14 protein-coding genes and 1 tRNA gene are annotated in these 18,305 nt (G+C 65.5%); all 15 read right to left on the bottom strand.

What is annotated here, in order from left to right; genetic code table 11:
• Positions 1 to 8: 8 nt before the first annotated feature.
• A complete protein-coding gene (locus QZH52_RS23655) occupies positions 9 to 704 on the bottom strand; it encodes a response regulator (protein WP_286520082.1) in 696 nt (231 codons plus the stop codon).
• A 78-nt stretch (positions 705 to 782) separates the two neighbouring features.
• Positions 783 to 3,110 (bottom strand): sensor histidine kinase, encoded by a 2,328-nt coding sequence (locus QZH52_RS23650; protein WP_301812984.1) that lies wholly within the window; start codon positions 3,108 to 3,110, stop codon positions 783 to 785.
• Positions 3,107 to 3,739 (bottom strand): DUF4390 domain-containing protein, encoded by a 633-nt coding sequence (locus QZH52_RS23645; protein WP_436411624.1) that lies wholly within the window; start codon positions 3,737 to 3,739, stop codon positions 3,107 to 3,109. The genes QZH52_RS23650 and QZH52_RS23645 overlap by 4 nt, the downstream gene beginning before the upstream one ends.
• A complete protein-coding gene (gene rsmB / locus QZH52_RS23640) occupies positions 3,720 to 5,084 on the bottom strand; it encodes a 16S rRNA (cytosine(967)-C(5))-methyltransferase RsmB (RefSeq protein ID WP_301812982.1) in 1,365 nt (454 codons plus the stop codon). Before rsmB ends, QZH52_RS23645 begins: the two co-directional genes overlap by 20 nt.
• A 58-nt stretch (positions 5,085 to 5,142) precedes the next feature.
• A complete protein-coding gene (locus tag QZH52_RS23635; protein WP_301812981.1) occupies positions 5,143 to 5,739 on the bottom strand; it encodes a lema family protein in 597 nt (198 codons plus the stop codon).
• A gap of 90 nt (positions 5,740 to 5,829) precedes the next feature.
• Entirely contained in the window at positions 5,830 to 10,068 is a 4,239-nt protein-coding gene (gene rpoC, locus QZH52_RS23630) for a DNA-directed RNA polymerase subunit beta' (RefSeq protein WP_286533735.1), read from the bottom strand.
• A 20-nt stretch (positions 10,069 to 10,088) separates the two neighbouring features.
• A complete protein-coding gene (rpoB, locus tag QZH52_RS23625; RefSeq protein WP_301812980.1) occupies positions 10,089 to 14,213 on the bottom strand; it encodes a DNA-directed RNA polymerase subunit beta in 4,125 nt (1,374 codons plus the stop codon).
• 260 nt (positions 14,214 to 14,473) lie between these two features.
• Positions 14,474 to 14,848, bottom strand: a complete 375-nt coding sequence (rplL, locus tag QZH52_RS23620; protein WP_286520076.1) for a 50S ribosomal protein L7/L12 — start codon at positions 14,846 to 14,848, stop codon at positions 14,474 to 14,476.
• A gap of 43 nt (positions 14,849 to 14,891) precedes the next feature.
• A complete protein-coding gene (gene rplJ, locus QZH52_RS23615) occupies positions 14,892 to 15,425 on the bottom strand; it encodes a 50S ribosomal protein L10 (RefSeq protein ID WP_286520075.1) in 534 nt (177 codons plus the stop codon).
• Positions 15,426 to 15,685: 260 nt separating this feature from the next.
• Positions 15,686 to 16,384: a 50S ribosomal protein L1 gene (gene rplA, locus QZH52_RS23610; RefSeq protein WP_286520074.1), complete on the bottom strand. Its 699-nt coding sequence runs from the start codon at positions 16,382 to 16,384 to the stop codon at positions 15,686 to 15,688.
• Positions 16,385 to 16,816 carry a 50S ribosomal protein L11 gene (rplK, locus tag QZH52_RS23605; RefSeq protein ID WP_007831051.1) on the bottom strand — a complete coding sequence of 144 codons (432 nt, stop codon included), beginning with the start codon at positions 16,814 to 16,816 and terminating at the stop codon, positions 16,385 to 16,387.
• A gap of 199 nt (positions 16,817 to 17,015) precedes the next feature.
• Positions 17,016 to 17,618: a transcription termination/antitermination protein NusG gene (gene nusG / locus QZH52_RS23600; RefSeq protein WP_286371963.1), complete on the bottom strand. Its 603-nt coding sequence runs from the start codon at positions 17,616 to 17,618 to the stop codon at positions 17,016 to 17,018.
• Positions 17,618 to 18,001: a preprotein translocase subunit SecE gene (gene secE / locus QZH52_RS23595; RefSeq protein WP_286510936.1), complete on the bottom strand. Its 384-nt coding sequence runs from the start codon at positions 17,999 to 18,001 to the stop codon at positions 17,618 to 17,620. Before secE ends, nusG begins: the two co-directional genes overlap by 1 nt.
• 105 nt (positions 18,002 to 18,106) lie before the next feature.
• A tRNA-Trp gene (locus QZH52_RS23590) sits at positions 18,107 to 18,182 on the bottom strand.
• 13 nt (positions 18,183 to 18,195) lie between these two features.
• Positions 18,196 to 18,305: EF-Tu C-terminal domain-related protein (locus tag QZH52_RS23585; RefSeq protein WP_495574034.1), on the bottom strand; the 110-nt coding region annotated here is incomplete at its 5' end.

Below are 18,305 nucleotides of genomic sequence, written 5' to 3'. Positions count from 1 at the left end.
GCCCGCGATTATACAGCGCTTCTGCGCCCTCGCGAAAGATCGACGCCAAGTTGCTTGAGTTTTCTGTACAGATGGGTGCGCTCGAGCCCGGTCTTCTCGGCCACGCGGGTCATCGAGCCGTTCTCCATCGCGAGGTGGAATTCGAAGTACGCCTTCTCGAAGCCGTCGCGCGCATCGCGCAGCGGGCGGTCGAGGTCGAAGCTCTGGGTCGACTGCGGACCCAGGTCGGCAGCCGGCTGCATGGGCGCGGCCGGCACCAGCGCGCTGTCGCCCACCGTCGTGACGACGGCGGCGAAGCTGCTCGCGGGCGGCACCACGCTGGCCGCGGCGCGACGGGCGCTTTCGCGCGCCAGGCCCTGCTCGACCGCCTTCAGCAGCTTCTGCAGGGTGATCGGTTTCTCGAGGAAGGCAAAGGCGCCGATGCGCGTGGCATCGACCGCGGTGTCGATCGTCGCATGGCCGCTCATCATGACCACCGGCATGCTCAGCAACCCGGCCGCCGACCACTCCTTGAGCAAGGTCACGCCATCGGTGTCCGGCATCCAGATGTCGAGCAGGACCAGGTCGGGACGGGCCCGCTGTCGCGCGGCGCGCGCTTCGGCCGCGTTCTCGGCGAGCTCCACGTTATGGCCTTCGTCATTGAGAATTTCGAAGAGCAGGTCCCGGATGCCCAGCTCGTCGTCGACCACGAGGATGTTTGCCATGTGTGCTTGAGTTGTGCGCGTTGTAGTTAGAGTAATCAGTTCGTTTGCGGATCCACGCCCGCCCGGCGCCGCCAGCGCTCAGAGAAGGGTGGATGACTTCGAATCTTCGGTGTGAGCGACCGCTCCCTGCGGCTGTGCTGCAAGCGCGAATGATAACGAGACTTGCGCACCCGCCACAGCCCCCTCGACCATGCGGTTCGAAAGTTCGATCCGGGCGCCGTGCTCGTCCGCGATCTTCTTGACCACCGCCAGGCCCAGCCCGGTGCCCTTGGCCTTGGTCGTGACGTAGGGCTCGAAGGCCCGCTTGAGGATGTGCTCGGCAAAACCGGCACCGCTGTCCTGCACCGTGAGGCGCACCCGCTGGCCGGATTCGCCGAGCCGGGTGCGGATCACGACCTCGGCGGCCTGCCCGGTCCGCCCGGCGTTCGCCTCGGCCGCGTCCTGGGCGTTTTGCAACAGGTTGTGAATCACCTGCCGGATCTGCTGCTCGTCGGCACGGATCGGCGGGCAGCGCTCGTCGAGTTCTGGGCGCAGCGCCACCGTCGCGTTCTCGTGCGGATAGAGGTGCAGCACGTCGAGGACCAGCGCATTCAGGTCGACCGGCCGCAGATCGGCGGCAGGCAACCGCGCATAGTCGCGGAACTCGTTGACCAGCCGCTTCATGGCATCGACCTGGTCGACGATGGTCTTGACCGACTTGGTGAGGATCGCCTGCTCGGGCTGGGCGACCTTGCCTGAGAGCTTCATCTCGAGCCGTTCGGCCGAGAGCTGGATTGGCGTCAGCGGGTTCTTGATCTCGTGCGCCAGCCGCCGCGCCACTTCGCCCCAGGCCTGCGCGCGCTGTGCCGAGACGATTTCGGAGATGTCGTCGAACACCAGCAGCCGCTCGGCCCCCGGCAGCTCGGCGCCGCGGGCCACGATGTTGATCGTGTCCTGCCCCATGGCGTCGCCGGCGGCATGCAGCTCGAAGGCGTGCTGCCAGTGGTCGAGGCCGTGCTGCAGCCGCTCGACCTCGAAATCGCCGAACTGCTGCTGAACGTTCTGCGCGAATTCCGCCAGGCCCGGGACTTCGGCCAGTTGCTGGCCTTCGAAGGCCGCCAGCGGCGCCCGCAGGACGCGCGTCGCGCCCGGGTTGGTCGAGCGGATGAAGCCGCGGGCGTCGAGCACGATCACGCCCGAGGTCAGGTTGTCCAGGATGGTCTGCAGGTTCGAGCGGGCGGCATCGAGCTCGCCCATGGTCTTCTCGACCACGCTGCGCGCATCGGCCAGCTGCTGCGTCATGACCGCGAAGGAACGCGTGAGCCCGCCGAGCTCGTCGCGGCCCTGGAGCACCGCGGTGGGCCGCAGGTCGCCGGCGGCCACCTGCCGCACGCCATCGGCCAGCACCAGCAGCGGCCGGGCCAGCTGGGTGCCGAACAGCACGGCCAGCAGCACGGCACCGAAGACCGCCAGGAACAACGTCAGGGTCAGCGTGCCGATGTACATCCGGCGCAGGCCCTCGCGCGCCAGCGCCCGCTCCTGGTACTCGCGGTTGGCCTCCTGCACCGCCAGGGCATTGCTCACGACCGCCGGCGGCAGCGGCTGGGTGACCTGCAAAAAGCGCGGCTCGGTGTTGAACTCGAAGCCCTGGCTCTGCACCAGCGCCAGCGCCCTGACGCTGGCGACCGGTGCCGGCGCACCGGGCATCGGCGTTTCGTCGAGTCCCTCGATGTGGGCGACGGCGCGATCGCCACGGACCTGCCGCAGCTGCTGCTGGTTCGGCCGCTCGGGACTGAGTTGGAAGCGCGACGCGCCCGCGCTGGCCACCAGCTGGCCGCTGCCGGTCCAGAGGATCACATCGGTGGCGCCCAGCTGGTCGCGGATGCGCTCGAGCACCAGCCCGGCGCGCGTGTCCGGCACGTTGGCCAGCTGCGCGCTGGCGGTGCGTGTCTTGCTCGCGAGGTCGTCGGCCAGCGAGTCGAGCGTGGCGCGCCCTAGGTTGAGGCCGGCGTCGAGCGCCCCTTCGACCTTGACGTCGAACCAGCTCTCGATCGAGCGAGCGACGAACTGGTAGGAGACCACGTACACCAGCAGGCCCGGCACCACGCCAACCAGCGCGAAGATCATGGCCAAGTTGATCAGCAGCCGGCTGCCGAACTTGCCCTGCCGAAGCCGGCGCAGCAGCCGGAACGCGACCCAGCCGATGACGATGACCAGCACCGCCGCCACCACCACGTTGATGCCGAACAGGCGGGTGTAGTTGCGCTCGTAGAGGGCACGGTTGTTGGTGGCCTGCGCCAGCAGGAACATCAGCACCAGGCCGATCGCCGTGACCAGCGCGGCCACCACCCCGATGGCCCAGCGGATGGCACGCGATCGCCGCGCCGCCGGCGACGCCCGCGGCGCGACCCGCGGGTCGGTGCTCACTTCGACTTCTCCAGCGGCAGCCGGGCGTTCTTCTCGACCGAGATGTTCCAGTCGCTCTGGCCGACCGCGCCGATCTGGAACGGCCGCGGCAGCTGGGAGGTGTCGAGCCGGAAGCGGAAACTCACGGCGTGGGACGGGTCGTCACCGATCTCGGCCAGGTCGCCGAGCCGCAGGCGGCCGATCCGGCTGATGACCTCGAGCGCATCGGCCAGGGTGTCGAAGTTCTGGTTCAGCGACACGCCGAAGCCGGAATTGGTGATGGGAACGGGGGACACGTTGAGGCGCCATCGGCGGGTCAGGGGCTGGTAGGCCAGCCGCATGTAGCGCGCCGCCTGAGCCACTTTGAGATCGGTCCAGTACCAACGTTCCCGGTACAGCTCGGCTTCGGCCACGAAATAGATCGCGATGCCCTTCTCGAGCACCTCCTCGACCACCGGCGCCAGGTCGAACTGGACCTGGGCCGTGAGGTAGACGCCGTCGTCGGCCTGCTCGAGCCGCAGCTGCGTGATCGCCGCGTTGCGCGAATCGGCCCGCGCGGTGCCGGTCAGCCAGGCCGACAAGGCAACGACGAGGATCAGGAGCGCAGCCAGCCGCACCGGCCAGCGCCTTTCAGCGGGGCAGCTTTTCAAGCAGCGCGTAGAAGAAACCGTCGTGGTCACCCAAGGCATTGTCCGGGACGCCACGCGCATTCACGCCGCTTTGGGGCAGCAAATGGCCCGGCGAAGGCAGCAAACGGGCATCGGTGTTGTGTGCAAGGAACGCCTCGATCTGGTGCGCGCCTTCCTCGAAAAACACCGAACAGGTGCAATACAGCAGGCGCCCGCCCGGCCGGACCAGCGGCCACAGGCCGGCCAGCAGCATCGCCTGCTGGAGCGCCAGCTGCTCGATGTCGCTTTCGCGCCGCAGCCAGCGCACGTCGGGGTGGCGGCGGACGATGCCCGAAGCGGTGCATGGGGCGTCGAGCAAGATGGCATCGAAAGCCCGGCCGTCCCACCAGTCGGCCGGGCGCGAGGCGTCGGCGACCACGACCTTGGCGCCGAGGCCGAGCCGCGCCAGGGTCTCGTCGATGCGCCGGGCGCGAACCGGATCGACCTCCAGCGCCGTGACCTCGATGGCGGCACTGCCGGCCGCCTCGAGCAGGTGCGCCGTCTTGCCGCCCGGTGCCGCGCAGGCGTCCAGCACCCGCAGCGGCGCATCGCGGCGCAGGTCGAGGCCGGACAGCAGCAAGGGGGCGGCGACCTGGGCCGCCGCATCCTGCACCGAGCATTCGCCCTCGGCGAATCCGGGAATCTGGCTCACCGGGCGGGCGCGCGCGAGCTGCAAGCCGCTGGCGCCCACCGGCACCGACGGCAGCTCCACGGCCGCCAGGCCCTGGCGGAAGGCGGCGACGCTGGTCTTGCGCAGGTTGACGCGCAAGGTCATCGGCGCCTGGTTGTTGTCGGCCGCCAGCACGCGCTGCCAGTCGCGCGGATGCTGGCGCTTCAACCGCTCGATCCACCAGCGCGGGTGATTCCACTGCGCGACCGGTTCGCGGTCGGTGATCGACACCAGCTCGTCGCGCTCGCGCAGGAAGCGCCGCAGGCAGGCGTTGACGAAGCTGGCCTGGGCCCGGGTTCCCGGATTGCGCTTGGCGGCCTCGACCGCCTGGTCGACCAGCGTGAAGGGTTCGTAGGGCGAACGCTCGCCGTCCCAGGCCAGCGCCAGCGCCGTGCAAAGCAGGGCGTCAGCCGCTGGAGGCGGGGTCCGCTTGGCCAGCTGGCGCCGCAGCGCCTCGGCCCGACCGAGCCAGCGCAGCACCTGGAAACCCAGCGCCTGGACGCCCGGACGCAGGCCCGGCTCGACGGCCTCGAAGGCGACCGAGCCCGACACGCCGGCGCGAATAGAGGCGAGCGTCGCGGCGGTCAGCTGCAACTGGCGCCACAGCGGCGGGGAAGCCTGTGGCGAATCGGAAATGGGGTCTGAATGATCTGGCAACTTGGGTCGATGGTAAGGGCGCTGGGGACGAGGAGGGCGGCGTCGCCGGCCGAGCGGCTCAGCGCAACGGGGCCGCAGGCCGTAGCTGCATGATCCACGCCACGATGAGCGCTGGAAACTGGCCGATCGCCGCGTTGTACTGCGCCACTGCGAGGTTGAATTGGCCGCGGGCGATTTCCGCCGCGGCGGAAGGCTCGGGCCAGGCGATCGGTGCGCTGTCTGGCAGCAGCTCGTCCTTGCCGTTCAGCGGCGCGGGACGCGACAGCGTGCCGTCGGCCTCGAAGCTGACGACCGCATCCGGATGCAGGCGCTGCCAGGCCGCCACCATCACGTGCAGGGCGGTGCCCAGCGCGGCGATGCCGGCCGGGTCGAGCGCCCGCAGGCGGGTGGCGGCCAGCAAGGTGGCGAGCTGGCCCGAGGCCGCCTGCAGCGAAGCGTCGGATGGCGGTTCGGCTCCCCCTGCATCGGCCGCATCGGCCTCGGCGGCACGCGCCTGCACGAACTCGAGCTGGCGCACCAGCGCGGCGTCGAGCGTCGCATAGGCCTGCAGGGCGCCCGAACGCAGCCGCATCAGCCGGTTGTAGGCGCCGACGAACCAGAACAGCGCGAGCGCGCCGCCGATCCAAAATGGCAGGGAGTCCGGCATGCCGTTCATGGCGCAGGCTCCCATGCAAAAGAAAAAGCCCCCGATCCGCGGGCGGAAAGGGGGCTTCGGATTCCGGTCATGGCCGGAGATGCTAACCAGTTATTCGGTCGCGGTGCCTTCGCTGGCATCGACCGTGGTGATCGCCTCTTCGGTCGCGCTGCCGGCACCGGCCAGCTCGGCCGCTTCCGACTCGGCGATCGCGCGGCGCTCAGCCTCGTCCATCGCGTCCTTGACCTTGCGTGCCTGGTGGTACGCCATGCCGGTGCCCGCGGGAATCAGGCGGCCGACGATGACGTTTTCCTTCAGACCGCGCAGCTCGTCGCGCTTGCCCATGATCGCGGCTTCGGTCAGCACGCGCGTCGTTTCCTGGAACGATGCGGCGCTGATGAAGCTGTCGGTCGAGAGCGATGCCTTCGTGATACCCAGCAGCAGGTTGGTGAACGTCGCGGGGATCTTGCCAGCGGCGCGCAGGGCGTCGTTGGTGTTGAGCATCTCGCTGCGTTCGACCTGTTCACCGGCGATGTAGTTGGTGTCGCCGACGTTCTCGACCACGACCCGGCGCAGCATCTGGCGAACGATCACCTCGATGTGCTTGTCGTTGATCTTCACGCCTTGCAAGCGGTACACGTCCTGCACTTCGTCCACGATGTAGCGCGCCAATTCTTCCGAACCCAGCAGGCGCAGGATGTCCTGCGGGTCCGCCGGACCGTCGACCACGCTCTCGCCCTTGTTCACCACCTGGCCTTCGTGCACCAGGATGTTCTTTTCCTTCGGCACGAGGTCTTCCCAGACGGTGCCTTCGGGGTCGGTGATCTGCAGGCGGATCTTGCCCTTGGTCTCCTTGCCGAACGACACGGTACCGGTCATCTCGGCCAGCATGCCCTTGTCCTTCGGCGAACGGGCTTCGAACAGCTCGGCCACGCGCGGCAGACCGCCGGTGATGTCGCGGGTCTTCTGGCCTTCGACCGGAATCCGCGCCAGCACTTCGCCGGGGCCCACGTCCTGGCCGTCGCGCACCTGCACCAGCGCGCCGATCGGGAAGCCGATCGTCACCGAGTGGTCGGTGCCGGGGATCTTGACCTCGGCGCCCGAGGCGTCGATCAGCTTCACTTGCGGACGCACGACCTTGGCAGCGCCGCGGCGCTTCGGGTCGATCACGACCAGGGTCGACAGGCCGGTGACTTCGTCCACCTGCTTCGCGACCGTGAGGCCTTCCTCGACGTTCTCGAACTTCGTCTTGCCGGCGAATTCCGTGATGATCGGGCGGGTCAGCGGGTCCCAGTTGGCCAGCACGTGGCCGGCCTTGATGGTCTGGTCGGCCTTCACTGCCAGGATGGCGCCGTACGGCACCTTGTGGCGTTCGCGCTCGCGGCCGTGCTCGTCATGGATGACGATTTCGCCCGAACGCGAGATCACGACCAGCTCGCCCTTGCTGTTGGTCACGTAGCGCATCGTGGCGTTGAAGCCGATCGAACCGTTCGACTTGGCTTCGACGCTCGAGGCCACCGCCGCACGCGACGCCGCACCACCGATGTGGAAGGTCCGCATCGTCAGCTGCGTGCCGGGTTCGCCGATCGACTGGGCGGCGATCACGCCGACCGCTTCGCCGTTGTTGACCAGGCCGCCGCGGCCGAGGTCGCGGCCGTAGCACTTGGCGCAGATGCCGAAGCGCGTCGCGCAGGTCAGCGCCGTGCGCACCTTGACTTCGTCGACGCCGTCGGCTTCGAGCGCTTCGATCAGGTCTTCGTCGAGCATGTCGCCGGCGTTGGCCAGCACCGCACGCGTTTCCGGGTGCAGCACGTCCTCGGCCGCGGTGCGGCCCAGGATGCGGTCGCGCAGCGATTCGATGACTTCACCGCCTTCGACGATCGCGCGCATCACGGCACCTTCGTGGGTGCCGCAATCCTGCTCGATCACGACCAGATCCTGCGTCACGTCGACCAGGCGGCGCGTCAGGTAACCCGAGTTCGCGGTTTTCAGCGCCGTGTCGGCCAGACCCTTTCGGGCACCGTGGGTGGAGATGAAGTACTCCAGCACGTTCAGGCCTTCGCGGAAGTTCGCCGTGATGGGCGTCTCGATGATCGAGCCGTCCGGCTTGGCCATCAGGCCCCGCATGCCGGCCACCTGGCGGATCTGCGCGGCGGAACCGCGAGCGCCCGAGTCGGCCATCATGTAGATCGAGTTGAACGACTCCTGCTCGACCTCCTTGCCGTGGCGGTCGGTGACGGTCTGCTTCGACAGCTTGGCCATCATGACCTTCGACACTTCGTCGCCGGCCTTGCCCCAGATGTCGACCACCTTGTTGTAGCGCTCGCCGGAAGTCACGAGACCGGAGACGTACTGTTGCTCGATCTCCTTCACTTCCTTGGCCGAGCGGTCGATGATGCCGTGCTTTTCAGCGGGCACCAGCATGTCGTCGATCGCGATCGAGATACCGGCCTTGGTCGCCAGGCGGAAGCCGTTCTGCAGCAGCTTGTCGGCGAAGACGACGGTTTCCTTCAGGCCGCACTTGCGGAACGAGACGTTGATGAGCTTGGAGATCTCCTTCTTCTTCAGCGCCTTGTTGATGTTCGAGAACGGCAGGCCCTTGGGCAGGATCTCGGACAGCAGCGCACGGCCCACGGTCGTGTCCACCAGCGAGGTCGACGGCACGAACTCGCCCGTTTCCTTGTCCTTGGTGTACTCGGTGATGCGGACCGCGACCTTGGCGGTGAGCTCGACCACGTTGGCGTCGAGCGCGCGCTGGACTTCGCCGATGTCGGAGAAGACCAGGCCCTCGCCCTTGGCGTTGATGCGGTCGCGGGTCGTGTAGTACAGACCCAGCACCACGTCTTGCGAAGGAACGATCGACGGTTCGCCGGAAGCCGGGAACAGCACGTTGTTGGAGGCCAGCATCAGGGTGCGGGCTTCCATCTGCGCTTCGACCGACAGCGGCACGTGGACGGCCATCTGGTCACCGTCGAAGTCGGCGTTGAAGGCCGCGCAGACCAGCGGGTGCAGCTGGATCGCCTTGCCTTCGATCAGGATCGGCTCGAAGGCCTGGATGCCCAGACGGTGCAGCGTAGGCGCACGGTTCAGCATCACCGGGTGTTCCTTGATGACTTCTTCAAGGATGTCCCAGACCACCGGCGTGCCGGATTCCACTTCCTTCTTGGCCGCCTTGATGGTGGTCGCGATGCCCATGGCTTCGAGGCGCGAGAAGATGAAGGGCTTGAACAGCTCGAGCGCCATCAGCTTCGGCAGGCCGCACTGGTGCAGCTTGAGCGTCGGGCCCACCACGATGACCGAACGGCCCGAGTAGTCGACGCGCTTGCCCAGCAGATTCTGGCGGAAGCGGCCGCTCTTGCCCTTGATCATGTCGGCCAGCGACTTCAGTGCGCGCTTGTTGGCGCCCGTCATGGCCTTGCCGCGACGGCCGTTGTCCAGCAGCGAGTCGACCGCCTCTTGCAGCATCCGCTTCTCGTTGCGCGCGATGATCTCGGGAGCCTTGAGCTCCAGCAGGCGGCGCAGGCGCGAGTTGCGGTTGATGACGCGGCGGTACAGGTCGTTCAGGTCCGACGTGGCGAAGCGACCGCCGTCCAGCGGCACCAGCGGACGCAGGTCCGGCGGCAGCACGGGCAGCACTTCGAGCACCATCCAGTTGGGCTTGATGCCCGACTTGCGGAAGGCTTCCAGCACCTTGAGGCGCTTGGAGTTCTTCTTGACCTTGACTTCGGAGCCGGTCAGGTCGCCGCGCAGCTTCTCGATCTCGCTGTCGATCTCGATGCCTTCGAGCAGGTCCTTGATGCCTTCGGCGCCCATCTTGGCGACGAATTCATCGCCGTATTCCTTGCGCTTCGCGTCGTAGTCGTCCTCGGACATGATGCCGAACTTCTTCAGCGGGGTCATGCCGGGGTCGGTGATCACGTAGGCTTCGAAGTACAGCACGCGTTCGATGTCGCGCAGGGTCATGTCGAGCACCAGGCCCAGACGCGACGGCAGCGACTTCAGGAACCAGATGTGGGCGCAGGGCGCGGCCAGGTCGATGTGACCCATGCGCTCGCGACGCACCTTGGTCTGCGTGACTTCAACGCCGCACTTCTCGCAGATCACGCCGCGGTGCTTCAGGCGCTTGTACTTGCCGCACAGGCACTCGTAGTCCTTGATGGGGCCGAAGATCTTGGCGCAGAAGAGACCGTCGCGCTCGGGCTTGAAGGTGCGGTAGTTGATCGTCTCGGGCTTCTTCACCTCGCCGAAGGACCACGAACGGATCTTCTCGGGCGAGGCCATGCCGATGCGGATGGCATCGAAATGCTCGTCCGGCGTGAATTGCTTGAACAGGTCGAGTAATGACTTCATGTGACTCTTTCCTTGTTGGCTTATGAGCGTTCGAGTTCGATGTCCAGGCCCAAGGAACGAATTTCCTTGACCAGCACATTGAACGATTCCGGCATGCCGGCTTCGATCGAGTGTTCGCCCTTGACGATGCTCTCGTAGACCTTGGTACGGCCCACCACGTCGTCGGACTTCACCGTGAGCATTTCCTGCAGCACGTAGGCGGCGCCGTAGGCTTCCAGCGCCCACACTTCCATTTCACCGAAGCGCTGGCCACCGAACTGGGCCTTGCCGCCCAGCGGTTGCTGGGTGACCAGCGAGTACGGGCCGGTCGAGCGGGCGTGCATCTTGTCGTCCACCAGATGGTGCAGCTTCAAGAAGTGCATGTAGCCGACGGTGACCGGACGCTCGAACTGGTCGCCGGTGCGGCCGTCGTACAGGTAGGCCTGGGTGCGGGTGTCGGTCAGGCCCTTCAGCTTGGCGATCTCGTCCGGATAGGCGAGCTTCAGCATGCCGCGGATTTCTTCTTCCGAGGCACCGTCGAACACCGGGGTCGCGAAGGTCGCGCCGCTCGACAGGTTGGCCGCCATCTCGAGGACGTCGGAGTCGCTCAGCTTGCCGAGGTCTTCCTTGCGGCCCGAGCCGTTGTACATCTCTTCGAGGAACTTGCGCAGCTCGGCCACCTTGGCCTCTTGCTGCAGCAGGTCGCCGATGCGCTGGCCGATGCCCTTGCCGGCCCAGCCCAGATGCACTTCGAGCACCTGCCCGACGTTCATCCGCGAGGGCACGCCCAGCGGGTTCAGGCAGATGTCGCACGGCGTGCCGTCGGCCATGTGGGGCATGTCTTCGACCGGAACGATCTTCGACACCACACCCTTGTTGCCGTGGCGGCCGGCCATCTTGTCGCCGGGTTGCAGGCGGCGCTTGACGGCCAGGTAGACCTTGACCATCTTCAGCACGCCCGCGGGCAGCTCGTCGCCCTGCGTGAGCTTCTTGCGCTTTTCCTCGAACGCGAGGTCGAAGCTGTGGCGGGTCTGCTCGAGCGAGTTCTTGATCGATTCGAGCTGGGTCGCCACTTCGTCTTCCGCCGGGCGGATGTCGAACCAGTGGAACTTCTCGATCGACGTCAGGTACGCCTTGTCGAGCTTGGTGCCCTTGGCCAGCTTGTTCGGGCCGCCATTGGCGACACGGCCGGTCAGCAGCTTCTCGATCCGGTCGAAGGCGTCGGCCTCGACGATCCGCAGCTGGTCGTTCAGGTCGAGGCGGAAGCGCTTCAACTCGTCGTCGATGATCTGCTGGGCGCGCTTGTCGCGCGTGATGCCTTCGCGGGTGAACACCTGGACGTCGATCACGGTGCCTTGCGAGCCCTGGTCGACGCGCAGCGAGGTGTCCTTCACGTCGGAAGCCTTCTCGCCGAAGATCGCGCGCAGCAGCTTCTCTTCAGGCGTCAGCGTGGTCTCGCCCTTCGGCGTGACCTTGCCCACCAGCGTGTCGCCCGGCTGCACTTCGGCGCCGACGTAGATGATCCCGGATTCGTCCAGGCGGTTGAGCTGCTGCTCGGCCAGGTTCGGGATGTCGCGCGTGATTTCCTCGGCACCCAGCTTGGTGTCGCGGGCCATCACCACCAGTTCCTCGATGTGGATCGAGGTGTAGCGGTCTTCGGCGACCACGCGTTCGGAGATCAGGATCGAGTCTTCGAAGTTGTAGCCGTTCCAGGGCATGAAGCCGATCAGCATGTTCTGGCCGAGCGCGAGCTCGCCCAGGTCGGTCGACGCACCGTCGGCCACGACGTCGCCCTTGGCGATCTTGTCGCCGCGCTTGACGATCGGACGCTGATGGATGTTCGTGTTCTGGTTCGAACGCTGATACTTGATCAGGTTGTAGATGTCGACGCCGACTTCACCGGCCGTGGCTTCGGCGTCGTTGACGCGAACCACGATGCGGGTCGCATCGACGTAGTCGACGATACCGCCGCGGGTGGCCGTGACCACGGTGCCCGAGTCGACCGCGGAAACGCGCTCGATGCCGGTGCCGACGAACGGCTTTTCGGGGCGCAGCACAGGCACGGCCTGACGCTGCATGTTGGCGCCCATCAACGCGCGGTTCGCATCGTCGTGCTCCAGGAAGGGCACGAGCGAAGCAGCCACCGACACGATCTGCGCCGGCGACACGTCCATGTACTGGACGCGCTCGGCGCTCACCAGGATCGATTCGCCGGTTTCACGCGCCGACACCAGGTCGCCAGTGAGCTTGCCGTCCTTGTCCAGGGCCGCATTGGCCTGGGCGATGACGTACTTGCCTTCCTCGATGGCCGACAGGTAGTCGATGTCCATCGTGACCTTGCTGTCGACCACGCGGCGGTACGGCGTCTCGATGAAGCCGTATTCGTTCAGGCGGGCGTACAGGGCCAGCGAGTTGATCAGGCCGATGTTCGGGCCTTCGGGCGTTTCGATCGGGCACACGCGGCCGTAGTGCGTGACGTGCACGTCGCGCACTTCGAAGCCGGCGCGTTCGCGGGTCAGACCGCCCGGGCCCAGGGCCGAGACGCGACGCTTGTGCGTGATCTCGGACAGCGGGTTGGTCTGGTCCATGAACTGCGACAGCTGCGAAGCGCCGAAGAATTCCTTCAGGGCGGCCGAGATCGGCTTGCTGTTGATCAGGTCGTGCGGCATCAGCGGCTCTTGTTCCGCTTGACCCAGACGTTCCTTCACGGCCTTCTCGATACGGGCCAGGCCGGTGCGGTACTGGTTCTCGGCCAGTTCGCCGACGCAACGCACGCGACGGTTGCCCAGGTGGTCGATGTCATCGACTTCGCCACGGCCGTTGCGCAGGTCGACCAGGATCTTGACCACGGCCAGGATGTCCTCGTTGGTCAGCACCATCGGGCCGGTCGATTCGTCGCGGCCGACCTTGGCGTTGAACTTCATGCGGCCGACGCGCGACAGGTCGTACGTGTCGGGGTTGTAGAACAGGCGCTGGAACAGGGCCTGCACCGCGTCTTCGGTCGGCGGCTCGCCGGGGCGCATCATGCGGTAGATCGCGACGCGGGCGGCGAATTCGTCCACCGTCTCGTCGATGCGGAGCGTCTGCGAGATGTACGCGCCCTGGTCGAGTTCGTTGGTGTAGATAGCCTGCACGTCCTGCACGCCGGCCGTGCGCAGCTTCTTCAGAAGCGCTTCGGTCAGCTCGTCGTTGGCCTTGGCCAGGATCTCGCCGGTGTCGGGGTCGACGATATTGCGGGCCACGACGCGGCCGACCAGGAAGTCTTCCGGCACGCTGATGTGCGTGGTTTCAGACTGCTCGAGCTCGCGCGTGTGGCGGGCCGTGACGCGCTTGTCCTTGGCGACCACGACCTTGCCGGCCTTGTCGGTGATGTCGAAACGGGCCACTTCGCCGCGCAGGCGTTCGGCGACGAACTCCATCTGCGCGCCGCTGTCCATCAGGCGGAAGTTGTCGTTGACGAAGAAGTTCGCGAGGATCGATTCCGGGTTCAGGCCGATGGCCTTCAGCAGGATCGTGACCGGCATCTTGCGGCGGCGGTCGACGCGGAAGTACAGCATGTCCTTCGGGTCGAACTCGAAGTCGAGCCACGAGCCGCGGTAGGGAATCACGCGCGCCGAGAACAGGAGCTTGCCCGAGCTGTGGGTCTTGCCCTTGTCGTGCTCGAAGAACACGCCGGGCGAACGGTGGAGCTGCGACACGATGACGCGCTCGGTGCCGTTGATGATGAACGAGCCCTTGTCGGTCATGAGCGGCACTTCGCCCATGTAGACCTCTTGCTCCTTGACTTCCTTTACCACCTTCGACTGCGAGGTCGAAGATTCGCGGTCATAGATGATCAGCTGGACCTTGGCACGCACGGCCGAGGCGAAGGTGAGGCCACGGGTCTGGCACTCGCGGACGTCGAAAGCGGGCTTCGCGAGGTTGTACTCGAGAAACTTCATCTCGACGAAACCGTTGTGCGAGACGATCGGGAACGCTGCGTCGAAGGCAGCCTGGAGGCCTTCCACGGTCCGTTTCTGGGGCGCGATGCCGGCTTGCAGGAACGCGGTGTACGCGTCTTTCTGCATTTGCAGCAGGTAGGGGATTTCGACGACGCTGTCGCGGTTGCCGAAATTCTTTCGGATGCGCTTGCGTTCGGTGTAACTGTACGTGGACGTTTGGGCCATGAGAGCTCCGGAGCTTGAGATCTTCAGCGACGTGGTGAGGTGCGCGAGCACCACTCTCCTTGGCGGCTGGCCACTACCAGCCCTGGCGGACGGCGATGCGTTGCACATCGCCCGAACCAAGGGGGTCTTCTGCAGTCGGGGTCAGAAGACACTCAAAAATCGTCTTGTTTTCGCGTCAACAAGCCGACTTTTGGGTGCGCTCTGAAAGCGGCAAAGGCTGGAGGGCCTTGCAGCACCTCCAGCCCTCTGGGGAGACTGAATTACTTCAGTTCCACCTTGGCGCCAGCTTCTTCCAGCTTCTTCTTGGCGGCTTCGGCGTCAGCCTTCGACAGGCCTTCCTTGACGGCCTTGGGAGCGGCTTCCACCAGGTCCTTGGCTTCCTTGAGGCCCAGGCCGGTGATTTCGCGCACGGCCTTGATCGCCGACACCTTGTTCGCGCCAGCTTCCATCAGCATGACGTTGAACTCGGTCTGCTCTTCAGCCACGGCGGCCACGGCGCCGCCGCCGGCTGCGGGAGCCGACATCGCAGCGGCGCTCACGCCGAACTTCTCTTCGATGGCCTTGACCAGGTCGTTGAGTTCCAGGACCGTCATTGCGTCGAGCGCGGTCAGAAATGCGTCTTTATCGAATGCCATTTTTGTTTCCTAACAATTGGGTTGAATTTGTCAAACGCAAGGCTCAGGCGGCCTGCGCTTCTGCGGCGGGAGCTTCCGCCTGTGCTTCGCCACCACCACGCTTCTCGGCCAGCGCCGCGAGCACGCGGGCGGTACGAGAGATCGGGGATTGCATCAAGCCCAGCAATTGCGCCAGCAGCACTTCCTTGGAAGGGATGTTGGCCAGTTGCTTCACGCCTTCGACGTCCAGGGCCTTGCCACCGAATGCACCGCCGCGAATCACCAACTTGTCGTTGGTCTTCGCGAAATCGGCCACCACTTTCGCGGCGGCCACGGCGTCTTCGGAGAAGCCATAGATCAGCGGACCGGTCATCTGGTCGCCGATGATCTCAAACGCGCTACCAGCGACAGCACGGCGTGCCAGCGTGTTCTTCAACACGCTGAGGGTCACACCCTTGCTGCGTGCATCGGTACGCAGTTTGGTCATATCGGCCACCGTGATGCCACGGTATTCCGCCATCACGAGCGTTTGAGCTTTTGCGGCGAGGCTGGTCACATCACTGATGACCGCTTCTTTCTCACTGCGATTCAGACTCAAGGTCTACTCCTTTTCAATGCGATCCTCGGCGGGGAGCCTCGGATCGCGCTTCATGCAGCGACCAACTGTTCGGAACAAAAACACAAATTCCTTGCAGTGGGGTCGCCATCTGCGCTGGCTGCCCGGCAAAGGCCGGGGGATTAAGTGCAGGCGACCTGCACACCAGCGGTCTTGGATGGCCCGGGGCAACCTGAAGAGCTGCCCCGACCCACCACATCCGCCTCACCGTTCGACGGGCGAGGCAAATCTCATATCAACGCTCAGCTTGCGGCGATGGTTTGCGTGTCCACGCGGACACCCAGACCCATCGTCGACGACACGGCCACCTTGCGCAGGTAGACACCCTTGCTGGTCGCCGGCTTGGCCTTGACCAGGGCGTCGATCAGCGCGGCGAGGTTGCCCTGCAGCTTTTCGTTGTCGAACGAACGGCGGCCGATCGTGCCGTGCACGATGCCGGCCTTGTCGACGCGGAACTGGACCTGGCCAGCCTTGGCGTTCTTGACGGCGGTCGCGACGTCGGGCGTCACGGTGCCGACTTTCGGGTTGGGCATCAGGCCGCGCGGGCCGAGGATCTGGCCCAGCGTACCGACCACGCGCATCGCGTCCGGTGCGGCGATCACGACGTCGAAGGGCATGTCGCCAGCCTTCACCATCGCAGCCAGATCGTCCATGCCGACGATGTCGGCGCCGGCGGCCTTGGCTTCTTCAGCCTTGGCGCCCTGGGCGAACACGGCCACGCGCTTGGTCTTGCCGGTGCCGTTGGGCAGCACGACGGCGCCGCGAACGACCTGGTCCGACTTCTTGGCGTCGATGCCGAGCTGCACCGCGACGTCGATGGACTCATCGAACTTGGCGGTGGCTGCGTCCTTCACGAGCACGATCGCATCGGCCAGCGGGTACAGCTTGTTGCTGTCGACCTTGCCCACGAGGGTCTTTTGCTTCTTGGTGATCTTGGCCATTTACACGCCCTCCACATTCACGCCCATCGAGCGGGCCGAGCCGGCGATGGTACGAACCGCGGCGTCCAGATCGGCGGCCGTCAGGTCCTTCATCTTGGCCTTGGCGATTTCCTCGAGCTGTGCGCGGGTGATCTTGCCGACCTTGTCCGTGTGCGGACGTGCGGAACCCTTCTCGAGCTTGATGGCCTTCTTGATCAAGGTGATCGCCGGCGGCGTCTTGATGATGAAGGTGAAGCTCTTGTCGGCGAACGCGGTGATGACCACCGGCAGCGGCAGGCCCGGCTCGACGCCTTGGGTCTGCGCGTTGAACGCCTTGCAGAATTCCATGATGTTCAAACCGCGTTGGCCCAGTGCGGGACCGATCGGCGGTGAGGGATTGGCTTTACCAGCTGGGACTTGCAGCTTGATGAAGCCGACGATTTTTTTCGCCATGCTTTTCTCCTTGCGGGTGATGACGCCTGGGCTTTTGTAGGCCTGGGCTCCCCGGGGTCAAACGACTCTTTGCTTCTGTCTGCGCCGAGTCGGGGAGCGCAGACAACCTAATCAGTTGAGGACAGAGCACGCTTCGCGTGGTCTGTCCCGCAATATCACAGGCTCAGAGCACGCTTCGCGTGGTCTGTCCCGCAAGGTCTCAGGTCTTTTCGACCTGAGCGAATTCGAGTTCGACAGGCGTCGCGCGGCCGAAGATCATGACCGACACGCGCACCTTGCTCTTCTCGTAGTTGACTTCCTCGACCGTGCCGTTGAAGTCCGTGAACGGGCCTTCCTTGACGCGCACGAACTCGCCGACGATGAACTCCACCTTGTGGCGGGGCTTCTCGGTGCCTTGCTGCATCTGGCTCACGATGTCCTCGACTTCCTTCTGGGAAATCGGGGCCGGGCGGTTCTTGGCGCCACCGACGAAACCGGTCACCTTGTTGGTGTGCTTCACCAGGTGCCAGCTCTCGTCGTCCATGATCATCTCGACCAGCACGTAGCCCGGGAAGAAGCGGCGCTCGGTGGTGCGCTTCTGGCCGTTCTTGATCTCGACCACTTCTTCGGTCGGGACCAGGATGCGGCCGAACTTGCTTTGCATGCCGGCGCGGTTGATTCGCTCGAGGATGTTGCGTTCGACCGCCTTTTCCATGCCGGAATAGGCATGCACCACGTACCAGCGCAGGTCCGGGTTGGCGGCGGGCGCCAGCAGCGGATTGATTTCCGGCGTGGCTTCTGCTTCGACGGCTTCGTCAGTCATTATTTTCTCCAGCCCAGAATGAGGTCGAAAAACACCCATTCGAGCGTCTTGTCGGTGAGCCAAAGGAAGATGGACATGATCGCCACGAAGGCGAACACGTAAGCCGTCATCTGGATCGTTTCCTTGCGGGTCGGCCAGACGACCTTCTTGACCTCGCGCCACGAATCGCGGCCGAAGGCCCACAGCTGGCGGCCGCTCTCGGAGCTTCCGAAAGCGCCCACGGCAGCAGCCAGGCCCACCAGCAAAGCGACCCACTGCACCACGGCACCCTGGCGCGCGAGCAGGTAGAACGCCACGATGGCGCCCACCGCCAGCACGACGGCCGCGGCCAGCTTGGCCTTGTCCGCATTGGTGCTCACGGTTTCGATTTGAGAAGTGGCCATCTTGGGCTATGTTCCTGCGGCCTTGCGGCCTTCAAATTCAATGCGTCATTTCAGACGCCGAAGCCCGTCAGGACATGACGGGCTTGTTTTGCGGAGCCACCTAGGTGGCAGGGGCAGTAGGAATCGAACCTACAACCTTCGGTTTTGGAGACCGACGCTCTGCCAATTGAGCTATACCCCTGTGGAATCCTTGATCAGATGTCGAGGATCTTCGCCACGACGCCCGAGCCCACGGTGCGGCCGCCTTCACGGATGGCGAAGCGCAGGCCTTCTTCCATCGCGATCGGGTTGATCAGCTTGACCG

This window comes from Variovorax ginsengisoli (assembly GCF_030486595.1).
In the GTDB taxonomy this organism is placed as follows: domain Bacteria; phylum Pseudomonadota; class Gammaproteobacteria; order Burkholderiales; family Burkholderiaceae_C; genus Variovorax; species Variovorax ginsengisoli_B.
The sequence above is the reverse complement of the archived record's forward strand: the minus strand, read 5'-3'. Positions and strand labels throughout refer to the sequence as shown.

Coding starts and splice junctions, on each gene's coding strand:
- QZH52_RS23655 (WP_286520082.1), bottom strand. CDS start 704: ATGGCAAACATCCTCGTGGTCGACGACGAGCTGGGCATCCGGGACCTG.
- QZH52_RS23635 (WP_301812981.1), bottom strand. CDS start 5,739: ATGAACGGCATGCCGGACTCCCTGCCATTTTGGATCGGCGGCGCGCTC.
- rpoC (WP_286533735.1), bottom strand. CDS start 10,068: ATGAAGTCATTACTCGACCTGTTCAAGCAATTCACGCCGGACGAGCAT.
- rpoB (WP_301812980.1), bottom strand. CDS start 14,213: ATGGCCCAAACGTCCACGTACAGTTACACCGAACGCAAGCGCATCCGA.
- rplL (WP_286520076.1), bottom strand. CDS start 14,848: ATGGCATTCGATAAAGACGCATTTCTGACCGCGCTCGACGCAATGACG.
- rplA (WP_286520074.1), bottom strand. CDS start 16,384: ATGGCCAAGATCACCAAGAAGCAAAAGACCCTCGTGGGCAAGGTCGAC.
- rplK (WP_007831051.1), bottom strand. CDS start 16,816: ATGGCGAAAAAAATCGTCGGCTTCATCAAGCTGCAAGTCCCAGCTGGT.
- nusG (WP_286371963.1), bottom strand. CDS start 17,618: ATGACTGACGAAGCCGTCGAAGCAGAAGCCACGCCGGAAATCAATCCG.
- secE (WP_286510936.1), bottom strand. CDS start 18,001: ATGGCCACTTCTCAAATCGAAACCGTGAGCACCAATGCGGACAAGGCC.